15 protein-coding genes and 1 pseudogene are annotated in these 21,398 nt (G+C 39.0%); 3 read left to right on the top strand and 13 right to left on the bottom strand.

Annotated elements, in window-relative coordinates:
• The 8 genes and pseudogenes from IPK31_20425 to IPK31_20390 form a co-directional block, all read right to left on the bottom strand.
• On the bottom strand, window positions 1–1,364 hold a 1,364-nt coding region (locus IPK31_20425; GenBank protein MBK8090090.1), incomplete at its 3' end, for a CotH kinase family protein.
• A 121-nt stretch (window positions 1,365–1,485) separates the two neighbouring features.
• Window positions 1,486–2,415, bottom strand: a complete 930-nt coding sequence (locus tag IPK31_20420) for a hypothetical protein (GenBank protein MBK8090089.1) — start codon at window positions 2,413–2,415, stop codon at window positions 1,486–1,488.
• A gap of 426 nt (window positions 2,416–2,841) precedes the next feature.
• A complete protein-coding gene (locus tag IPK31_20415) occupies window positions 2,842–3,390 on the bottom strand; it encodes a hypothetical protein (GenBank protein MBK8090088.1) in 549 nt (182 codons plus the stop codon).
• Between the two features lie 191 nt (window positions 3,391–3,581).
• Window positions 3,582–4,421, bottom strand: coding sequence for an MBL fold metallo-hydrolase (locus IPK31_20410; GenBank protein MBK8090087.1), 840 nt, complete (start codon window positions 4,419–4,421; stop codon window positions 3,582–3,584).
• A 103-nt stretch (window positions 4,422–4,524) separates the two neighbouring features.
• Window positions 4,525–5,232, bottom strand: coding sequence for a peroxiredoxin (locus IPK31_20405; GenBank protein MBK8090086.1), 708 nt, complete (start codon window positions 5,230–5,232; stop codon window positions 4,525–4,527).
• A gap of 239 nt (window positions 5,233–5,471) precedes the next feature.
• Entirely contained in the window at window positions 5,472–6,656 is a 1,185-nt protein-coding gene (locus IPK31_20400) for a class I SAM-dependent RNA methyltransferase (protein ID MBK8090085.1), read from the bottom strand.
• A gap of 5 nt (window positions 6,657–6,661) precedes the next feature.
• Window positions 6,662–7,639, bottom strand: coding sequence for a YpdA family putative bacillithiol disulfide reductase (ypdA, locus tag IPK31_20395; GenBank protein MBK8090084.1), 978 nt, complete (start codon window positions 7,637–7,639; stop codon window positions 6,662–6,664).
• A gap of 52 nt (window positions 7,640–7,691) precedes the next feature.
• Window positions 7,692–9,019 (bottom strand): annotated as a pseudogene (locus IPK31_20390) (DEAD/DEAH box helicase).
• Window positions 9,020–9,081: 62 nt separating this feature from the next.
• Here IPK31_20390 and IPK31_20385 point away from each other — a divergent pair.
• On the top strand, window positions 9,082–9,498 hold the full coding sequence (locus IPK31_20385) for a hypothetical protein (protein MBK8090083.1): 417 nt from the start codon (window positions 9,082–9,084) through the stop codon (window positions 9,496–9,498).
• A 79-nt stretch (window positions 9,499–9,577) separates the two neighbouring features.
• Here the strand turns inward: IPK31_20385 and IPK31_20380 are convergent, their stop codons facing one another.
• Window positions 9,578–13,009: a T9SS type A sorting domain-containing protein gene (locus IPK31_20380; GenBank protein ID MBK8090082.1), complete on the bottom strand. Its 3,432-nt coding sequence runs from the start codon at window positions 13,007–13,009 to the stop codon at window positions 9,578–9,580.
• A gap of 238 nt (window positions 13,010–13,247) precedes the next feature.
• The gene (locus IPK31_20375) at window positions 13,248–14,570 is read right to left on the bottom strand and encodes a PAS domain-containing protein (protein ID MBK8090081.1); all 1,323 of its coding nucleotides are present in this window, start codon (window positions 14,568–14,570) and stop codon (window positions 13,248–13,250) included.
• A 311-nt stretch (window positions 14,571–14,881) separates the two neighbouring features.
• Between IPK31_20375 and IPK31_20370 the strand changes: the two genes are divergently transcribed.
• A complete protein-coding gene (locus IPK31_20370; GenBank protein ID MBK8090080.1) occupies window positions 14,882–16,069 on the top strand; it encodes an acetyl-CoA C-acyltransferase in 1,188 nt (395 codons plus the stop codon).
• Between the two features lie 195 nt (window positions 16,070–16,264).
• Here IPK31_20370 and IPK31_20365 read toward each other — a convergent pair whose 3' ends face one another.
• From IPK31_20365 to IPK31_20355, 3 genes are all read right to left on the bottom strand, one after another.
• Window positions 16,265–16,516: a hypothetical protein gene (locus tag IPK31_20365; protein MBK8090079.1), complete on the bottom strand. Its 252-nt coding sequence runs from the start codon at window positions 16,514–16,516 to the stop codon at window positions 16,265–16,267.
• A gap of 214 nt (window positions 16,517–16,730) precedes the next feature.
• Window positions 16,731–19,967 (bottom strand): response regulator, encoded by a 3,237-nt coding sequence (locus IPK31_20360; GenBank protein MBK8090078.1) that lies wholly within the window; start codon window positions 19,965–19,967, stop codon window positions 16,731–16,733.
• Window positions 19,968–20,131: 164 nt separating this feature from the next.
• Window positions 20,132–20,614 carry a hypothetical protein gene (locus IPK31_20355; protein ID MBK8090077.1) on the bottom strand — a complete coding sequence of 161 codons (483 nt, stop codon included), beginning with the start codon at window positions 20,612–20,614 and terminating at the stop codon, window positions 20,132–20,134.
• A gap of 175 nt (window positions 20,615–20,789) precedes the next feature.
• Here IPK31_20355 and IPK31_20350 point away from each other — a divergent pair, with 175 nt between their 5' ends.
• On the top strand, window positions 20,790–21,338 hold the full coding sequence (locus tag IPK31_20350; protein MBK8090076.1) for a cupin domain-containing protein: 549 nt from the start codon (window positions 20,790–20,792) through the stop codon (window positions 21,336–21,338).
• The last annotated feature ends 60 nt before the right edge of the window (window positions 21,339–21,398 follow it).

Raw genomic sequence — 21,398 nt, 5'->3', positions numbered from 1 at the left:
AAGTAGGCAGGATAATCATAACAAATCCCTTCATTGGGAAGGTAACGGTCAATCCATCCAAGTCTTGCTGCTATCCATTCTTTTAAATAAATGATTTCTGTATTGTATGTAAAGGCAATTGGCTGAGGGTTGGGCCATACGTACTGGCCAAGTGTTGGCCATTTCTGAAAATGCCGTTGTCTTGCTTCTTCTGTTAATGTATAAACTGAATCAATCAATGTATTGATGCGTGATAAACTTAAACTTGTTGCACGGACCTGCTTCCAGCGGCAGCGAAGATTTGACTGAAAGGTTTTATCCTGCATAAAGTTTTTCCACCAGAATGGGTTGAGCCAGAAATCCTGAGGACAGGTGCTGTTGAAATTGTAAGCCCATCCAGATGTATCGCTTCCATTACAATAATTCGCATTGCGGAAGGCAAGATCATAATCCCACACGGGGCCTGCAATTATTTTTCCGTTCTTGCTTGCACGGTCTTTATAAAAATAAGAGCTCAGCCTGTAGCCGTCTACATTGCGGCTTAATTCATTCACAATAAAAAAATCAATGAAGGATGCTTCATCAGCAAACTTTCTCCATTCATTTGCTTTTTTTGGATCGGTTGAATTGTATAAAGCAGTTTCAAAACTGTCAACATAACTTACCAGGTAGCTCTGTTGTTGAGGTACAATGGCCGTTATTTTCGGGTATATATAACTGTACCTTATTTGCTGGTTGGCTGTGCCGTTTGGCGGCGTATAATCAGAATACCAGCCGTCGGCTTCCTTATCAATACTGAACAGGTAACCGCCTGTTACAGCATCGCCTGTAATATCTGTTGCTGCAATCTTACTGATGTTCACACGGCCGCTTCCACGTTTTATTTTTTCCATGAACACATAAATGCCGATATACTGTCCGTTTAAAATTACTTCCACATAGCGGCAGTTAGATGCCCAGTGTCCCATTTCCCTGCTCATGGTGTAAGCAAGAAAATTCCGCATCAGTGTTTTATCAGTATAGGGAGCATACAGTACCCAATCGCTTTCCTTGGGTAAACCAAACAATGATTTATCAACTGAATTACCGGTGGCATCCTGCAGTTCAATACTGTACGATTTCATGGGAAACATCTGTGATGACTGTCCTCTTATTTCAATCCCGATCTTTCCGTTATAATGATTAAATGCATCAGTGATATTGTTTCTGTTGCTTCCGTTATAAATAATTCCCATATCGGCACTGATCTTTGGTTCATCTGCAATGGTTTGCCCATTTGTATTGATGCTGATGATGGGAAGGTTGGAAGAACTTAGCATTTGCGCATTACCATAAGTAAAGGCAGAGATACAAATCAACAGCAGGCAGGTTCTGAAAGCAATCATGAGAAGGTAAAATTACAGCTAATACAAATCAATCGGCACTGATTGTTATCAATGCTGTTATAGGTAAAACAGGAATGATTATAAAAAAAAGTACCCGCTGCTGCGGGTACTGGTATTGAGTTTAATTTCTTCTGCTTTCGCTTTTCTTTTTTTCTACCGGTTTGTTTTTTTGCGGTGAAGGTCTGGTAGAAGGAGAGGGCTTTGTTGAAGGCCTGGTAACTGCCGGTCTTTTGTTGTCACTTGGTGCAGGCCTTGTTGTTACCGGTGGCTTTGGTTTGGAAGAAACTGTGTTGCCGGGTCTTGTAGAAGGTCTGTTAGGTTTGGTTGTTTCAGGTCTTGTACCCGGTCTGCCTCCGGGGTTAGTAACTGATGAATTATTTCCATTAGGCCTGTTGGGTCTGGATTGAGGAACCCTGTCGTTGGCAGTAGGGGCATTGGGATATTTTTTTCTGAACGATTCTGAACCAATTCTTGTCTGATCGGGTCTTGAATAGGTAGTTCTGTAATCGCCCCGCTGTACCCTGTTATATACATAAGGTGATCTTACTCTGCGTGTATTGTAATAGGAAGTTCGCCATGCCGGGTAACGGTAGTAATTGCTTCTCCTGTAATAACCATAGTAATGATAATTCCAGTGGTAATGATACCCGTAATAGTTATGCCAGTATAAGGGTCTCCACGGGTGCCAGTATGAAGGATAATAACCATAATGCCAGGGTGAATGCCAGATGGAGTAAGAAGGCAGGAAGATATATCTTACCACCGGCCACTGTGCAACTTCATATGTTGTAGTATTATGAATGATAACGGTTGTGTTACCTGTATAACCGGGATTTGGAGTAGATGTTTCGGCTATCTTTTCATCATCGCTATAATTGGGTTCAATGATATAATCTTTCCCGTACAGATCTTCATCACCAATTACCTGTATCTGCACTTTGCCGTTTTTGTCTTTCTGCACTACAAAAGAAGCAACATCCTGAACTTCATTTTTGTTGATTTCAACCTGCAGTACAATGGTGTGGATATCAGCATCAACATTATCAACCACTTTGATATAATCAATTTCGTTGTTGCCATCCAGATCAAGGTTGTTGATTTTTGAATCTTCTTCATTTAATTTCTTCTCAAAAATTTCAAGTGTTTCTGATTCCTGGAAAATTTTTAATACGGCATAGAGGTTCAGGTTATCGCCGGGTAAACCCAGTTGTCCCTGGTCCTTATTTTCCTGAGCTGTTGCCTGAAAGGCAAAAAGAAAAATACTGCAAGCAAAATAAGAAGTGAGTGCTTTTTCATAAAAAAAATATTATTGATAAATGTATTGCTTTTTAAATAAAAAACTTTGACCTGTTAAACACAGTTTGGTTTAATATGGCTGAAACAGAAACAGGATTAATACTGGGTTTAATCACAGTGCAAGTAAACAAAAAAAGATCCCGCCATAAAATGACGGGAATAAAACTTTGTTGTAAGAATGTTATTTTTTTGGCACAGGAAATTTCCTGGTCTTTTCATCCAGTACTGTAATTTTTCCGTTTTCAATTTTCGCATCATTTACAACTGACATGGAATCTACTTTTCCTTTTTTATCCGTTACAATCTGTTTGTACCAGAGTGTTACCCATTCATCTTTCTTGTCTTTGGAAATTACGGATTCGTAATCACCCATTACAATCTTTACACTGGCTGTATTTTTCCAGCCTTCCGTAAACATAGCCCTTAAGCTGTCTTTCGAAAGTTTCTGATCAAAATAATCACTGCTCCACCACACACTGTCGGCAAACCCGGCTAATGCTTCTTCTATATTGCCAGTTTCATAGCCTTTCAGTGATTTAAGAACAATGGCAATGTTTTTCTGATCACCCCTATCCCAATTGTCGGGTCCGTGATCTGATGGAAGATAAGCGTAATCAATTTTTTCTGATGAAGCTGTTTCTGTTCCTGCCTCTTTTGCTTCCTTTGAATCTGTGCTGTTGTTGCATGCTGCAAAAAATGATGCGCACACAATGATGAACATTTTTTTCATGTTTAGATTGGTTTGTTTGATGAATAAATCAGCAACCGGTTGTGTCAACTTGCAGCTGAATAACTTTCCTCAGAGGAGCGGACGATTCACAAGGAAATACGGGGGTGGAATTAAACGTGTGCAGTAAGATATACTAATTTTTGAAAGGAAGGAAATTAATAAGAAGAGATTTATAAACACTTCGGCATATATCAGAAAAGAGAAAGCTGCTGCTGATATACTTTCTTTTTTTGTTTCGCCGGTTTCTGTTGTGGAGCCCCGTTAAGGTTTTCTATTTTGAAAACAGGAGATTCTTCATAACGGGAAGCAACAATAATTACAGTTCCTGCGGCATGTTGTTTAAAGAGGTCATCTACGAGCTCAGGTTTATTATTATTTTTTGATAAATGTGAGAGGATGAGATGGCTCATGAATTTCGGCCGGTGTGTGTTGAATAATTCCAGTGCCTGTATATTCGACAGGTGACCCTGTCCGTTGGTAATACGCTTCTTCAGTATATACGGATAGTTCCCGGTTTCAAGCATATCCACATCATAGTTTGATTCAAGAAAAGCAGCATGGCATTGCTGAAAATGATGAACAAGGTTTTTGCAGGCAATCCCCAGATCAGTAAAAATTCCCACTGTTACTGTTGAAGAAGAAACGGTAAAACTGTGCGGATCATGTGCATCATGAAATTTTTGAAAAGGCGTAACTGTTAACTCTCCAACCTGTACGGGTTCATCTGCTTTAAACCGGTTGATGAGATGTTTTTCTAATTTTATTCTTGCCTTCTTATGGGTTGCTTCAGTAATGTAAACAGGGATCTGGTGTTTTTTTGATAACACAATAACACCATTAATATGATCGCTGTGTTCATGTGAAATAAAAACAGCTTTCACTTTTTCCATCGCCAGGCCAAGGCGTTTCATCCTGATTTCTGTTTCCCTGCAACTGATGCCTGCATCAATGAGCACAGCTTCACGTTCGTTGCCGATATAATAGCAGTTGCCGTTACTGCCCGAATTCAGTGAAGTGATGTATAGTGACATTTTTTGCAGCGGCAATATACTGCATGATGCAGGGGCTGACAAAAAAAGAATCCCGGTTGGGGATTCTTTATGATTTGAATACAGCGGGTGTTAAATGAACTGCTTAATTAAGTTCCAGTTCTTCAATGGGCAACGGTTTCATGCAGAAGAACCAGTCCTTGCAATAAACGTTTTCATCTTTCCCGGCCATACGGTCGGCTGCTACACCACAACTGTTGGCAGGAGGAACAATGACATCTTCACCGGGTTTCCAATCGGCAGGAAGTGCCACCGCATGTTTATCGGCAGTCTGCAATCCAATGATTACACGCTTCAGCTCATCAAAGTTTCTACCCAATGAAAGCGGATAGTAAATCATAGCACGGATAGTACCTGCAGGATCTATAAAGAACACGGCTCTTACAGCCTTGGTTGTGCTTTCATTTGGCTGAATCATGCCGTACATCTTTGCAACGTCCATACTGATGTCTTCAATGAGCGGGAATTTTACTTCAACGTTTTTCATATCCCTGAACTCAATTTTTTCTTTAATTGTACGAAGCCATGCAATATGACTGTACAGTCCGTCAACGCTTAGCCCTACCAGTTGTGTATTGAGTTTGGCAAAATCGCTTTCCAGTTTGGCAAAAGTCATGAATTCTGAAGTGCAAACCGGTGTAAAATCGGCGGGGTGGCTGAAGAGGATCACCCATTTGCCTTTATAATCATCAGGAAAGTGAATTGGTCCCTGAGTTGTAACCGCTTTAAAAGAAGGAGCAGCATCACCAATTCTTGGCATTGAGGTATGCACGCTGTCTGTCTGAGTTGTCATAATGTTTGTTTTTATTAGTGATTGAACAATGCAAGTTAATGGAGCATGATTCAGTAAAACAATGAGTGCTGTCATCCTGCTCATTGATTCTGCTCCCTTTTAAATTTTGCTTTGAACAAAGTACATGCATACAATAAATGAATATTGTGACTTATGTCTCATAACAAATCAGACAGTATTTTTAAATGATGATTTAAATCAGGAAAAATCAGTTTAAAGGCCCCCCCGAGTGGATAAAATTATTCTGCTGAAGGCTTTATTTCCGTTCTTCTTGTACCGGAATACAATTCATATTCAAACAAGCGGCAATCAATGGTACTGTTGTAAAATTCAATGCGCCGTTTGGCTTTCAACCCTATTTTTTTAGCCAGTTCAAGATTGCCTGTGAACACATACCCAAAATATCCACCGCATTTCTTTTTCATAAAATCACCAATGCGGCTGTAGGTTTCTTCCAGTTCTGTAATATCACCCAGTCGTTCACCATATTCAGGATTCACCATCATGATTCCTTTTCCATCTGCCGGGACTTCTGTTTCAGCAAAATCACATACAGCAAATTCAATCAGCTTATGCACACCTGCTGCTATTGCATTCTTTTTTGAATTTTCAATGGCTTTGAAATCATAATCGGTTGCAATGATGCGGAGACCGGGAACATCAACAATCTGTTCCTCTAGCAAAGCATCTTCTTTGTGATAAACAGTTTCATCGTATCCCTGTAAATGCATGAACGCATAATTGGTTCTGTACAAACCGGGTCTTCTGTTGGTAGCAATCAATGCAGCTTCAATGGCAATAGTCCCTGATCCGCACATGGGATTAATAAACGGTGACACACGATCCCAGCAGGTTGCATAAATAGTTGCTGAAGCTAATCCTTCCAGCATGGGAGCAAGACCGGGAATTTTTCGGTAACCATGTCTTGCCAGTGAATCGCCGGATGTATCAATAAAAATTTCTGCGTTTTCATTCTTCCAGAATAAATGAATGACCGTTCCGGTTAATTCAGATCCGGTTGATGGGCGGGTTCCTCTTTTATCACGGAGCCTGTCAACAATGGCATCTTTCACACGCAGGTTAGCAAACATGCTGTTGTTAATGGTTGGGTTGTTGACATTGCTTGTAACAGAAAAATATCCGGGATCGGGTAAAATATTTTCCCAGTGATAATTATGAAGATTATTGTAAATGTCATCCGCATTCTCTGCTTCAAACTGTTTGAGGCTGTACAATACCTGGCTGGCACAACGCAGGTTGAGATTGAGTTTAATACAATCGTTAATGGTACCTGTTAATTTAACACCGGTAATAAATGTTTCATCAACTGTAAAACCAAGTTCCTCTACTTCTTTTTCAAGATAGATTGCAATCCGCTTATGACAGGTGATGGTGATGGTGGAACTGGCTGTATATAAATTCATATTATTTATGTTGTCTGTCTTTTTTTGATCGATTGTATAATATGCAGCGCATGTTCTCTTGAATTTTCAATGAACAAACGATGTGTATTCATCCCTCCGCAAATAACACCTGCAAGGAATACATTCTTTACATTGGTTTCATGCGTCAGTTCATCATAACTTGGTTTTCTTACTTCATCATCAGACAACAAGATGCCGATGCGTTGTAAAAAATCAAGGTTGGGTTGATAACCTGTTGCAGCAATTACCCAATCGTTTGGCAGCGTAACAATTCCATCAGCTGTTTGAATTTCCACTTCCTGTTCTCTTATTTCAACTATTGTTGATTCAAAATAAGCTTTGATAGAACCCTCGCTGATGCGGTTTACAATGTCGGGCCTTGCCCAGTATTTTACACGTTCACCAATTTCTTTTTCACGGATCACCATGGTTACTTCGGCTCCTTTGCGCCATGTTTCCAGTGCTGCATCAACTGCTGAATTATTTGCACCAACCACCAGTACTTTTTGAAAAGCGTAAAAATGAGGGTCTTTATAATAGTGTGTTACTTTCGGTAAATCCTCACCAGGTACATTCAGCAAATAAGGGATATCATAAAACCCAGATGCAATGATGATATAGTTTGCAGTGTATCGGTTCTTTGATGTTGTGATGATGAAGTTTTCTGTTGTCTTTTCTGTCTGTAATACTTCTTCAAACAAATGAATGTTGAGCTTAAATGTATCAGCCACTCTCCTGTAATATTCCAGCGCTTCCGCTCTTGTTGGTTTGGGATTGTTACTTACAAAAGGAACATCACCAATTTCCAGCCGTTCAGAAGTGGAAAAAAAAGTCATGTTGGAAGGGTAGTGGTAAATTGAATTAACCAGGCATCCTTTTTCAAGTATGAGATAGGGAATGCCTGCCTTTTTTGCTTCAATTGCACAGGCCAGTCCAATAGGGCCACCCCCAATAATAATGATGGGATAATGCGTTGTTTCCATTACATAATAAGTTGCCAGCGAATAAAGTGTTTGATTGGTAATGAAACAATTTTTATTTCGCCACAGCAATCTTCACTTTTTTATTTTTAATTTTTTCATCCTTAATTAAGTGAAGTACATTATTTGCTTTTATTTTTTTTACAGCTACAAAGCTGAAAAAATCTTTTACTTCTATCAACCCGATATCTTCTTTTTTGAGATCCCCCTTTTGAGAAAGAAAGCCAACAATATCAACCTTGTTTACTTTATCTTTTTTCCCTGCAGCAATAAACAGCGTACTCCATTTTGGTTTCTCGGGTATAATGGCTGTTTCAGGTAATTCAACCGGCTCAGCATCTTTTGGAATGTAAGCAGGCATTTTTTCATCAGGCCCCAGTATTAAAATAGCTGTTCCACTTGCATCCATCCTGGCTGTTCTGCCATTACGGTGAGTGAACATATCTTCAGTATGCGGCAAATGATAATGAATAATGTAACGGATATGTGCAATATCCAAACCTCTTGCTGCAAGATCAGTTGTTACCAATACATTCGATGTGCCGTTTCTGAATTTACACAAAGCAGCATCCCGTTCCTGCTGTTCCATCGCACCATGATAGAAAACATTCAGGATATCTTTTTCTTTTAATAAAGCACTTGTACGTTCAACTGATTCACGGTGATTGCAGAAGACAATGGTAGAACGGTTGCCCAGCATACAGATCAACCGGAACAAAGTATCCAGCTTGTCTTTATCGGGGCTCAATAATGTTTTAATTGCTAACCCTGTATCTGCATCTTCAGTGCCGGTTAAAAAATCAAGTTTCGCCGGTTCAGTCAATCCTACAAAATTAGGAATCTCTTCCATTTCTGTTGCAGAAGTGAGTACTCTTTTATTAATAGCAGGTAATGAACCAATGATGAACGACATTTCTTCCTGGAAACCGAGTTCCAGAGATTTATCAAATTCATCCAGTACCAGTGTTTCAATTGTATCAACTGAAATGTTTCCCCTGCGGATATGATCGGCCAAACGCCCCGGCGTACCAATTAAAAGGGCAGGAGCCTGTTTTAAATTATTTTCTTCAATCTCTCTTTTATGACCGCCATAGCAGCAGGAAACTTTCAGGTTCAGCCCCATGCTTTTAAACACATGCTCAATCTGCATGGCCAGTTCACGGGAAGGAACAATGATAATGGCCTTTGTTTTTGACGGATCGGCCTGTAACATAGAAACAAGCGGTATCAAAAAGCCAGGGTTTTACCTGAGCCGGTAGCTGATAATAAAATGATGTCGTTTTTTGCGGAATGAGCTTCCATTGAGGCCAGCTGCATTTCGTTGAGGGCCTTAATTTTAACGTTGGCTAACACTTCTTCAAGCCATTCTTTATTCTGTTGCATAGGGGCGAAGGTAAACAAGTTTAGCCCGACAGCCGGTTTTCACCCTGAAACGCCTTGCAGCAATGGTTTTTAATCAATATCTTGATATAGAAACATTGTTTAACTCACCCAAACCAACCGCCATGACAGCCGCAGCTAAATCTGTTTATTACTTCGGTTTCTACCTGTATATGGTAGGAATTACATTGATGGCCGTACCCAATTTTTTATTAACCACCCTGAAATTACCTGAAACGAATGAAGTATGGATCAGGGTTGTTGGTGTTCTTGCTTTAGCCATCGGCTATTACTATCATCGTGCAGGGGCAGGGAATATTTATGCATTTTTTAAGCATACTATTCCAACAAGAGGGTTTGTTTTCCTTACATTTTTTTCTTTTGCATTGCTGGAGTATGTGTCTCCCATGTTGATTTTATTTGGCGCAGTTGATCTTTTAGGAGCTGCATGGACATGGATAGCATTGAAGAATCAGAAATAAACAGTTCTGAAAAAAAGAACCAATCTTAGAAATAAAAGAAGCCCCGATCCTTAAAAGGACCGGGACTTTTCACTCCTGGTTATTGTAACATGATTTTCTTTGTGACGGTTGTATTGGTTTTTGTATCAGTGATACTTAACAGATACATACCCGGATGAGCAGTTAACGGACGCAGCAAGGAGAAATTCTGCTGCGGCAGTACTGAGATTCTCTTTTCCTGTATCACTCTTCCATTGATGTCAGATAACTTCCATACAATTTCCTTCAGGCTTGTATTATTTAACTGTACGGTAAGCACATCTTTTACAGGATTAGGGTATGTGATGAAACTGTTTTCAGCGGCATCATTTCTGATTGTAATGAAGTTTGTATAAGCCGTATTGCCGTTTTGTTTTACCACACGAAGACGGTAATAGGTTTTTGAATGTCCCGGCTTAGTATCAGTAAATAAATAAATTCCATTTGTGCCTTTTACCTGCTGTTGGTAAATGGCGGTATACTGGCTTTCATCGCTTCGTTTCCTTTCAAGAACATATTCTTTCAGATCAGACTCGCTGTTTACTTTCCAGCTGATCAACACATCAGCACCTGATTTTTTGCCCTGCAGCTTAATATTACTGTCATCCAGAACCATGTCGCAGTAACCCGTTATCCTGTAATACGCTAACCTGGTAATACATCCGGTTTGTAACTCAACTTTACAAACATACATGGCTGTATCTGCAAGGGTGATAAAAGGAATATAATAACTGGAAGTATTTCCGATCAATATACTGTCAACTGCTGAAATCTTTTTGTACCAGCTGTAAGTAGCACCGGGTACAGGATCAACACTAAGATTTGCCGTATCGAAAATACATCCTCCCTGTACATTAATAACAACGTTTACAAGAGGCACTGTACTGATATCGTTGATAGAAGCGTTTCCGCATGCATCAAGTACTCTTAACCTCACCAGTGAATAAGCTGTTCCATTATTGATATTGAAAATAGGACTGCTTTGAGGCGGTGCAATGATGGATGGTGTGTTTGGAATGCTTCCGATGATTTCATACATGGCCGGAGTAATTCCTCCAGTTGTAACAGCTGTTATATTAAAACTGTTATCATCACAACGGTAAAGTGTTGAGTTTTGCAGTGATGGATATTGATAGGCAGTTACTGTAATTGTATCATACAAACTCAGGTTACATGAATTATTCACACGGCTCCTGATAATATAAGTTCCCGGCTCCAGGTCTTTAAACGTAAAGACTGTTTGTGAAGAATTGGAGAATGAATAGGATATACTCACCGTTGCTCCATCCTTTTTTATGATTGAAGGAAATACTTTCGCAAGATTTGAGTTCAGTGTCAATTCAATGTCGGATGATCCTTGTGTAAATGAACCACCCGGGCAATTTCTTGTAATAACAGAACTCTTTGTAAAGTAAGACGCTACCGGTGCAACTGTTGTTGTTGCAAGGTTTCCACAACCATCACTTACTGTTACCGTGTATCGGTCACCAGTTAGGAGATTTGATAAACTGTCAATAACAATCGTTGTATTGCTGGTATTAATAGTGGTTATGAGGGTGCCCGACTGATCAAAGATTTTTAATTCGAAAGGCCCCGTACCTGTATCAACTGTCACAGTAATTTTTGTTTGATCTATACTGCAGGAAGCTCTTGCTTTCACTGTAATATCAATTACATCGGCCAGTACTTCAAAACATTTTTCAATGGTTGTATCTGCACAGGAATCAGTTACTCTTATACAGTAGTTGCCAAAAGCAAGACTGTCAAAAACTCCTGTTGTATTGCAAATGATCAGTACATTATTTTGATACAAACAGAAGCTCGGATTAAACATGTTCTGTGTACCGGGTATGGTTGCTTTGAATAAGCTGCATGTTTTTTCAGTAATTACATCATCAACAGACGGAGCAGGTTTTGTTACCGTAAAGCATCTTGTAAAGGTGGTATCGGCACATGCTCCGGTAAGAATAGAAGTTTCAATGGTCATACAGTAAGAGCCAAATGCAAGACTGTCAAATACACCTGTGTAATTACATCCAATTAATACGTTAAGGCTATCGTATAAGCAGTAATGTGCATTGCCAAGTCCGGTAGTGCCGGTAATTGTACCTGTGAAAGAATTACAGTTGAAATTCGAAAAATCAACACCAACTCCCGGCCCAAGCTCAACAGGAGCAATGGTAAAGCAACGCTGAATCGTTGTGTCGTTACAGATTGAACCTGATATCTGCATACAATAATTGCCAACGGGCAAATTATTGAAAACGCCGTTGCTGTTACAGCCTATCAATACATTCAGACTGTCGTACAGGCAAAATTGCGGGTTGAATAAATTTGTTTGTCCACTTACCGATACATTAAAATGCTGGCAGTCATCTCCGTTTGTAACGGTTACATTGGCTGCAACATTTGGAATTGGTTTTACAGCAGTAAAGCAACGGGTAATTACAGTGTCAAAACAAACATCGGTCATTTTAATGCAGTAGGAACCATAAGCTAAACTATCAAACTGGCCGCTTGTGTTACAGGTAATTAAATTATCAACGCTGTCGTACAGGCAGTAATTCGGATTGGTAAGGTTTTGCTGGCCGGTAACTCTTACAGAGAAAAAATTACACTCCTGATTGAATTGTGTAACCGCAGAGGCAAGTGTTGGTTTCTTGTTGTCGGTCCAGTTTACCGTTTTAATATTACCGCATTTATCTTTTGCAAAGAGTTTCAGAGTCCTGAAATTTCCGAGCAGGATCTGGAAGTTGTTTGTGTTAAATGAAATCGTATCGCCGGCTGGTGTAATGGCTCCGTAAGTAAATCCATCAAACATATTTCCCGATGTATTTACGTTTCCGAAAATATCTTTCAGCTTAATGAAAATATCTGCACTGTCGCAATCAAACTTTGTAACAGATGATTGATCGATAAACCAGTCGTAGTTAAGAATGCTGATATTCCTTGTTTGAATACCACCGCAAGAATCTCTTTGCTGAATAAAATAGGAGCCGGCAACTAAGTCAGTAAACACACCGGTGGAATTGGTTGTGCCAATTCCGTAAGTTGATGGGGCTACAATTGTATAAGAAAAAGGCGGACGGCCAAATTGCACATTGTCAACTGTTATAGTTCCGTCAGTTCCGTTGATGCAGGTAACATTTGTTCTTAACAGATCAAAGCGTGGATCGTGATAAGATCCGCCAACTATTACACTTGGGATAGTATAAAAACAACCATCAACTACATCTTTTACAAAAACCTGGTACACACCGGCGGGTAACCCGTCAATCGTATCATTTGATGTATAGGGAGTAGAAACAGGACCTGTTACTGAATAGTTATAGGTACCCGACCCATTGGCGGCGGTAATAATAATTTTACCTGTTGCAGCACATCTCGATTCAATCGTTACAGCTGATGCAGTAAAATTATTACAAAACTGCGCAGAGGTCCCTGCAGCAAATAAAAGAAACAATAAAAAAAATGGGTAAAATTTTTTACTCATAAGCTACGGATTTTAAATTTCACACCAGGATCAGAAACTTGTTTTGGCTATCAGGGGGTGAGTGCAAGGTCCGACAAGTTCCGGTTAAAAAAAATAGGGGAACTCCCTTTTAATACAGTGTTTTTGCTGTATAAGGGTTCATTGCCGACGCCGTTCAGATGATTTACTAGGCAGGAAACAGGGTTTTTACTTTAGGCCAATGAACCTTAATGTCGTCTGAATTTAATTCCGGTTTGCCTTAATAGGCTAAAGTGAGCCCGGCTGAAAAAGAAACATACAGTTTACAGCCTTCTCCCGGTGATGATTCAATTTTCATGTGCCCTTTATACAATTGTAAACGGGTTTGAATATTTCGCAGGCCAAGGCCGGTTTGAATCTGCTTTGTATCAAATCCTTTTCCATCATCTGAAATACGGATATGTACATTGTCATTCCTGTTTGAAATAGTTATATCAATGTGACCTGCATCTGCGTATTTAATAATATTATTCAGCTGTTCCTGAACAATACGGTAAACCAGCAATTTGTGCTGATCGTCCAGTTCTCCCTCATCGAGATCTGTAGAGTTGAGATGAAAACCTATTTTTTTAACACGGATAATGTCAGCAATCAGTTTATCCAGTGCCTGGTTTAATGTTGTAAAAGAAAAAACCGGTGGTTTAATACTCGATGAAAGCAATCGGATTTCCTGCTGTGCTTCTGTTACCATTTCTTTTGCTTTGAGCAGCAGGGAAATATTCTCTTCCTGTTTCAATTGAATACTTGAAAGGTATAGATTGGACACTGAAAGCAGTTGCGATACATTGTCATGTAATTCCTCTGCCCAGCGGTTGCGTTCATTTTCCTGCGCTTTAATGATGGACGAAGCAAGACGTTGTTTATGTTTCAGCTGCTGATCATAATAGTCTGCCTGCAGATTTTTTAATTTACTGATATCCTGTATTTCGCCAATCAGTTGAATGGCATGGCCAGTTTCTTTATCATGTACGATGTAAATGCTGTTGACAACATGGTAGTAGTCGTTATCGCCTGCAAGAAGACTGTATTCGGTTTTCCAGATATCGTTCTGCGAGTTAATGATGTCAGTATACTCCTGTAACACTCTTTCCTTATCGTTTGGATGAATGCGATCGTAATAACGGTTCAAAAAATTATCAACAAAAGAAGTGGAAGAGGGCAGAAAGAACTTCATCTTTTCATTGATCGTTGCTGTTTGTGTAATTAAGTTCAGATCAATAATGCCACTGCGTGCAGCTTCATTCAGGGCTGCAAAGCTTTGCTCCATCATTTCATTTTTCTGAGTACTTAATTTCAGGTCGGTATAAAATTTATTGCTTAAGAGATATAAAACAGTGGCTGAAATTCCCACAAAAAGCAGCCCTTTCATCGACTGTAATTTTTCAAGCATGTTATGGTCATTGCTTGCAAATGTATAAACGGCCCAATCGCCAAGCAAAATCCAGGTAATGCTCAGGATGAGGTACACGTAAGTGAGTTTTGCTGCAGGAGTAACTGCAATTGAAAGTAGCTTTTTGCTGATAAGATTTTGTTGCTGTTGCATAGATAATGGGGAGCACAAAATTGGCATTTTAAAATAAGGGTAAAATGAGTAAGGTCATGAATTCAAATGATTCGGCTCATAAGCTTTGTTTTATAAATTACAACTGCTCGGATGGGTTTTGTTTAACAAAAACAGATTAGAGGTAAAACTTTAATTGAGGTTAGGCATATACATGAAGCAAAACCAGCTAGAACCGGGTTCGCTTTTCTGTTTCATTCACCTTGAATTTTCCGCCGTTTACAAGTTTGGGTGCAGGAACGGGAGGTTGTTTTAGGTTACCTTTGTGTCTCAATAATCAACGATTTGCAATTATGAAAGAAGTGTATATTATTTCGGCGGTTCGAACCCCGATGGGCAGCTTTGGTGGAAGCCTGAAACAGGTAAGTGCCACACAGTTAGGGGCTTCGGCAATTAAAGGGGCTTTACAAAAGGCAGGCATAAAACCTGAACAGGTACAGGATGTATTAATGGGCTGTGTAATACAGGCCAATCTCGGTAAGGCACCTGCAAGGCAGGCAGCAAAATTTGCCGGACTTCCCAACGAAGTGAATTGTACAACAGTAAATAAGGTTTGTGCCAGTGGTATGAAAGCTATTGCACAGGCAACACAAAGTATTTTACTTGGCGATGCTGACATTGTAATTGCCGGAGGTATGGAAAGTATGAGCAATGTTCCTTTTTATGCAGAGAATATGCGTTGGGGTCATAAATACGGGAATACCATGTTCATTGATGGGTTGGCAAAAGATGGATTAACTGATGTGTATGATGGAAAGGCAATGGGGAATGCTGCAGAGTTATGTGCAAAAGAATGCGGCATCAGCCGTGAAGAGCAGGATGCATTTGCAACTGAAAGTTATAAACGGTCACAGGCTGCATGGGAAAAAGGATTGTTTGATAATGAAATTGTGCCGGTAGAAATTCCGCAGCGCAAAGGCGATCCAATTGTGTTTGCAAAAGATGAAGAACCTTACAATGTAAAGTTTGATAAAATTGCCACATTACATCCTGCATTTATAAAAGAAGGAACAGTAACGGCTGCCAATGCAAGTACCATGAATGATGGCGCTGCTGCTTTGGTATTGATGAGTAAAGAAAAAGCAGATGAACTGGGATTAAAACCCATTGCTAAAATTCTTTCTTATGCAGATGCTGAACAGGCTCCTGAATGGTTTACAACAACTCCATCTGTAGCTGTTCCGAAAGCAGTTGCCAAAGCCGGATTGAAAATGGAAGACATTGCATACTGGGAATTAAATGAAGCATTTGCTGTTGTGGGAATTGAAAACAGCAGACGAATGAAACTCGATCCGGCAAAAGTCAATGTACATGGTGGTGCTGTATCACTGGGCCATGCATTAGGTTGCAGTGGTGCAAGAATTATCGTTACACTCATCAATGTATTAAAAGCGAATAATGCAAAGTATGGTGCAGCGGGAATTTGCAATGGCGGTGGTGGGGCAAGTGCGATGGTGATTGAGAATGTGAGTGGTAAGTAATGAGTTTGTTGTGAAGCTCCAAAGTACATGATAGAATAAATAACTATCCGGTTTTCGGAGTGTTATTTATTTCAACAGAAATTATACCTGTGAGCAGTAAAAAGACAAAGCCGGTTATTAACCGGCTTTGTCTGTAAATGATAATCTCAAGTCAGCAAGAAAGCTTTTTGATAAATTTTCCCCTGTGAATATCTGTTAATGTTGAGGCTCAGGTAATTTATTCTGGTAGTTTTCAAGCTGTTGTTTAGTGCTGGATTGGGATGCAGAAAAAAATGATTTCATTCTTTCAGAGAAAGACTTTTGCCGGGGTTCTTCCAGAACAGGTAGTTCCTCAGTGATCATTTTTGGCGCATCATCTTTATAGCCACATTCTTTAAAGTAATCCTTATAAGCGTTTTTGATTTCGTTATCTACATTGAACCAGCGGTTAAAAGGATTCCATTTCATGGTCATTTATTTTGAAGGTTAGTGAATAAAAAAAGAATTGATTCTTACAGTGTAAACTTAATTTATATCAGAACAGAACTCAAGCGGAAGTGTACCAATGGAAGCTTTGGATATATAAAGTGAGATTTCTTTGTATTGTGATGTTAACACTGCCACCACCTATTAGTTCAACAGATTTTTGCTGATGAAAGAATACTTCGATTGGGAGTTTGTATCAGAGTTTTGAAAACCGCTCCAGAAATTCATCTTTCCTGTTACGGGAAAGAGCAATAGAAGTGCCATCTTCCATTATGATTTCCCCACCTTCGCCACGGATGTATTTTTCAACAAATTTCAGATTAATAATATAACTTTTATGAGCCCTGAAGAAGAGTTCATTTTCTTTAAGAATATCTTCAGCCTCTCCCAGTTTTTTTGAAATGAGGATTTTCTTTTTGTCTTTTAGTATAAAATTACAGTAGTTGCCATCGCCTTCAATACGTATAAGTTCATTAAGGTTGATAAACTGCAGACCTGCGTTGGTAGAAAGCGCAATTCTGTCTGTTACTTTCTGCTTCTGCATTTCCGTTAGTGATTCAATCTGTTTTTTACTGGTGAGGGTTTTCTTGTTGTGTACCCGTTCCATCGCCTTTACGAGTTCGTCTTTATCTATGGGTTTTAGGAGGTAATCCAGTGCATTGAGTTTGATTGCTTTTACTGCATAATGATCGTAAGCAGTGGTAAAAATTACATCAAACGAAATGTCTTTTACCTGCTCCAGCATATCAATGCCATTCATTTGAGGCATTTCCACATCCAGAAATACAAGGTCAGGGCGATGGTGATTGATGAGAAAGATACCCTCAGAACCGTTTTGTGCAGTAGCTGCTACTTTTACATTTGGACAATATTCTTTCAAGTTCCAACGCAAAGTTGTAATGCAATGCTGCTCATCATCAATAATGATCGCTTTCATCGTTTCAGGTTTTACAGGTAAGTCTTTTATGTTTTGTTTGTAACTGTTTAGCTTACTCATTCGTGTGGTTATTCTTTTTTTACTGCTGAGTAGTTTACTGATGCTGATGAAAATAGTTATACGGGTACCTGCTGGTTGACCAACGTCATTTTTCAGGTCTGCAATTTCTATTCTGTTGTCGGGATGTAAGCTTGTAATTCTCTTGGAAGTTATTTCCATGCCGTAGGATTTTTGTTCATTACTTTTTTTACTGTTTAGTTGTGCAGCTTTGTCTCTTCCTATTCCATTGTCCAGTATTTCAATGTGTAGAAAGTTTGTTCCCATTTTAATGATAATATCAAGCCTGCCTTTTTTATCCTGGTGCATTAATCCATGCCAGATGGCATTTTCGGCATAAGGCTGAATAATGAGCGGTGGAACTCTTACGTATTGTTCATCTGTATTTTCATCAATTGAGATGTTGTATTCAAACTGATTTTTAAACCGCAGACTTTCCATCAGAAGGTAAAGCTTCATGGTTTCCAGTTCCTTTTCCAGTGGGATAAATTCATTTTTTGAGTTTTCCAGTATCAAACGAATAAGCCGTGAAAATTTTGTGAGGTAATCACTTGCCAGATGTGTCTTATTTTCAACAATAAAGCTGTTGATACTGTTGAGTGAATTAAAAATAAAATGCGGATTCATTTGCACGCTGAGCCACATCGTTTCATTCTCTGCTATTTTTTGTTTCAGTTTAGCTTCTTTACGGATATCGCCTATTCTTTTTTTTGATAAAAGAAAAATACTGCCGACTATAAGTGAAAAAAGGGAAGCATAGAAAAGAGAAGTTTGCCACCACGGTGGTTGAATGATTATTTTGAGTGTGGTAATGTTATTGTTTTTTACACCGTCACTGTTGGAGGACTGTAATTGAAATATGTATTCGCCGGGGGAAAGTGCCGTATATCCTGCCATATTATGATTGCCATTGTTGACCCACTCATTGTTTACTCCCAACAGCCGAAAGTAAAAATTATTTTTTGGCGATCCTGAAAAATTATTCACAGCAAAAACAAGGGTTAAAAAATTTTCATTGTACGGGAGTTTTAGTTCTTTCAGATGTGAAACTGATATTTTGCCATTCCAGGGATTGCCATTGATGATAATAGCTGTTAAGGTAGGTGGAGGGCTGAAGGTATTTGTTTTAAGTGCGGCCGGATTGAACTTTGTAATTCCGCCTACACCTCCGAGTATAATTGAGCCGTCTTCTTCTTTTAAAATGCAGGCTGTATTGTATTCAAGAAACGAAAGGCCATTACTTCTGCTATAATTGAGAAGCGTATATTTTTTGCCATCAATTTTATACAGCCCATTGTTACTGCTTGCCCAAAAATCACCGTTTCTGTCTTTTTCAATTGCATAAACAACACCCGATTGATTAATGGCTCCGTTTATACTTATTGAAATATGCCTTACTACCGTTTCGTTTTTGTAATTGTAAACGACTACTCCATTATCTGTAGCCAGCCAAAAATTACTCCCATCTCTGAAAATGTAACGTACATATTTACTGATTTTCCGTACCTGTTCACAAACGGTTATTTTATTGTTTCGAATATCGTATTTTAAAAGCCCCTGTCCAATACTGGATATCCACAAAATATTATTTTCATCTTCATGAATATATCTGGCAATATAGCTGAATGATCCAGCCTCTGGTTTGCATGGTTTCCATTGGTAATCTTTCAGTGAAAAGAAAGCTAATCCGTTTTCTCCTGTAATAAAGAGGCTGTCAGCATTTCTCAGTTTGAGTATGCCATATAATTTTTGTGAAGTAAGGAATTTCGGGTCTTTATAAAAGTCGAGTTTTCTGTTTTGAGTATTCAGTTTCAGCAAACCTCCCCAGCTTGCTACCCAGAGATTGTTTTTTTTATCTTCTGTAATGTCATAAATAGTATTGCTGATGTTGCCAAATCTGTACGATTCATTGAAAGGTATAAATTTATTCTGTTTGCCGTTCCATTCAATAAGCCCTTGCGTTTGTGTACCGATATAGTAGCGTTCATTTTTGGCTTTGTATATATCAAAGACCATATTGTCGGGAAGTGAATTGCTGTTGCCTGTTTCGTTGCCGAAATTCTGAAACTGATAATTTAATGGATCATGTTTGGAAACTCCACCTCCGCTTAACCCTGCCCAGATAATACCCTGTCTATCAGTAAACAGCGATAATACAAAGTTTTTGCCCAGAGTTCTGTCATTTTCTGATTTGCTTACTGTTGTAGCAAGATCTTTTGTTGCCGGGTCATAAATTTTTATGCCATTGCCACGGGTACCTATCCAGATTTTGCCTCCATTATCTACTGTAAAACATCCCGCTCCACCACTTGTAGACAGTGAGGTAATTATTGTATCCTTTCCTTGTGCTTCTGCTATATATATACCGTAATTTAAAGTGCCGATCCAGAGTTGTTTTTTATAGGAATAGAGTTCTTTTATTTCAGGAAATTTTGTCACAGGTAAGAGATTTTTGACACTCTTTCCTGCTGAAGACACATTTAGCTCATATAATCGCTGCTGTACTGATGCAATGATTCTTCCGTTCCATTTTGTTACACTTGTTACTTTTTTAGAATTAGCAGTATCTGAAAAGAAAACAACTTCTTTTTTGTCAAGTGTATTTAACCGGATGAGTCCTTTGCTGTAGGTAACAACCCAGTATTCGTCTTTATCGAACGATATAATTTTTTTACATCGCAGTCTTTAATGCTTTGAGCATAAGGATAAATATCTGTTACTTTATACAGGGAGTCGTGTGCCGGATTGTAAATACAAATTCCCTGTATAGTTCCCACCCATAATAACTTTTGTACTTTATCAAAATACAGAGATGAAATGAAGTTGGATGGTAGGTTGCGGCCAATTTGGTTCTGGGGCAAATAAACTTTAAACTGATTGCCATCGTAGCGGTTCAGTCCATCCTGAGTACCAAACCATATAAAGCCATCGCTATCCTGCTCAATACTATAGCAGCTGTTTTGTGACAGGCCTTTTTCGGAAGTATAATTTTCAAAAAAATAGTTCTGTGCCGATACAGGATTGCTAAACGCAGCTAAAATTATAAGTAAACCCGAAAGAAAAAATTTGCCGTCACCTGAATTCATGCTTTAAAGTAGGTAAAAGAAAACAGACTGCGGGTTTGAGTGTATAAAATGCGGGTTCTGACGTACGAAATAGGCAGAAAAGGATGGTTGACCCCGAGCAGGTAATAAATGTCTTTTTTTTACCACTTAGCTGTTACCATACAATTTCATATTTGTGTAACAAAAAATCATTGTTATGCAAAGAAGAAAATTTATTACTCTTTCAGCTCTTGCTGCAGTACCATTTTCAGCAATGGCAAAAATGGCAGGTCAGTTATCAGCTGCAGTTCCGTTTATTGTAAAAAAAGGGGAAAGCAGGTTTGGTGATGTGGTGAAATTTTTGGGTGTACATCCAAATGATCTCAAGATTTCTTCAAAAGATACTGACGGACAGTTATCTGTTTTTGAATACACAGGACTAGGCAAAGTGGGTCCTGCATTGCATGTGCATTTTAAACAGGATGAAATATTTACAGTAACAGACGGGGAATACCGTTTTGTTGTGGGCAATGAAACCAAACTGCTGAAAGCAGGTGATACTATTTTTCTCCCCCGCAATATTCCGCATACATGGATACAAATCAGTGAAAGAGGAAAAATGATTTATTTCTTGCAGCCTGCCGGGAAGATGGAAGAATTTTTTGTAATCATGAACGGGTTTAAAGAACGGCCAACACAGGAAGAAATTGATAAAATTCATGCTGCCCATGATATGAAAGTGATGGGACCGCCTCTGACTTTGTAACACTGTTTTCGTTTTTTGCCGAAATAGATTATCTTGAAGAAACATTAACCAATCAAACAG

This window comes from Chitinophagaceae bacterium (assembly GCA_016713085.1).
Lineage (GTDB): Bacteria > Bacteroidota > Bacteroidia > Chitinophagales > Chitinophagaceae > Lacibacter.
This window is presented reverse-complemented; position numbering and strand designations above follow the sequence as displayed.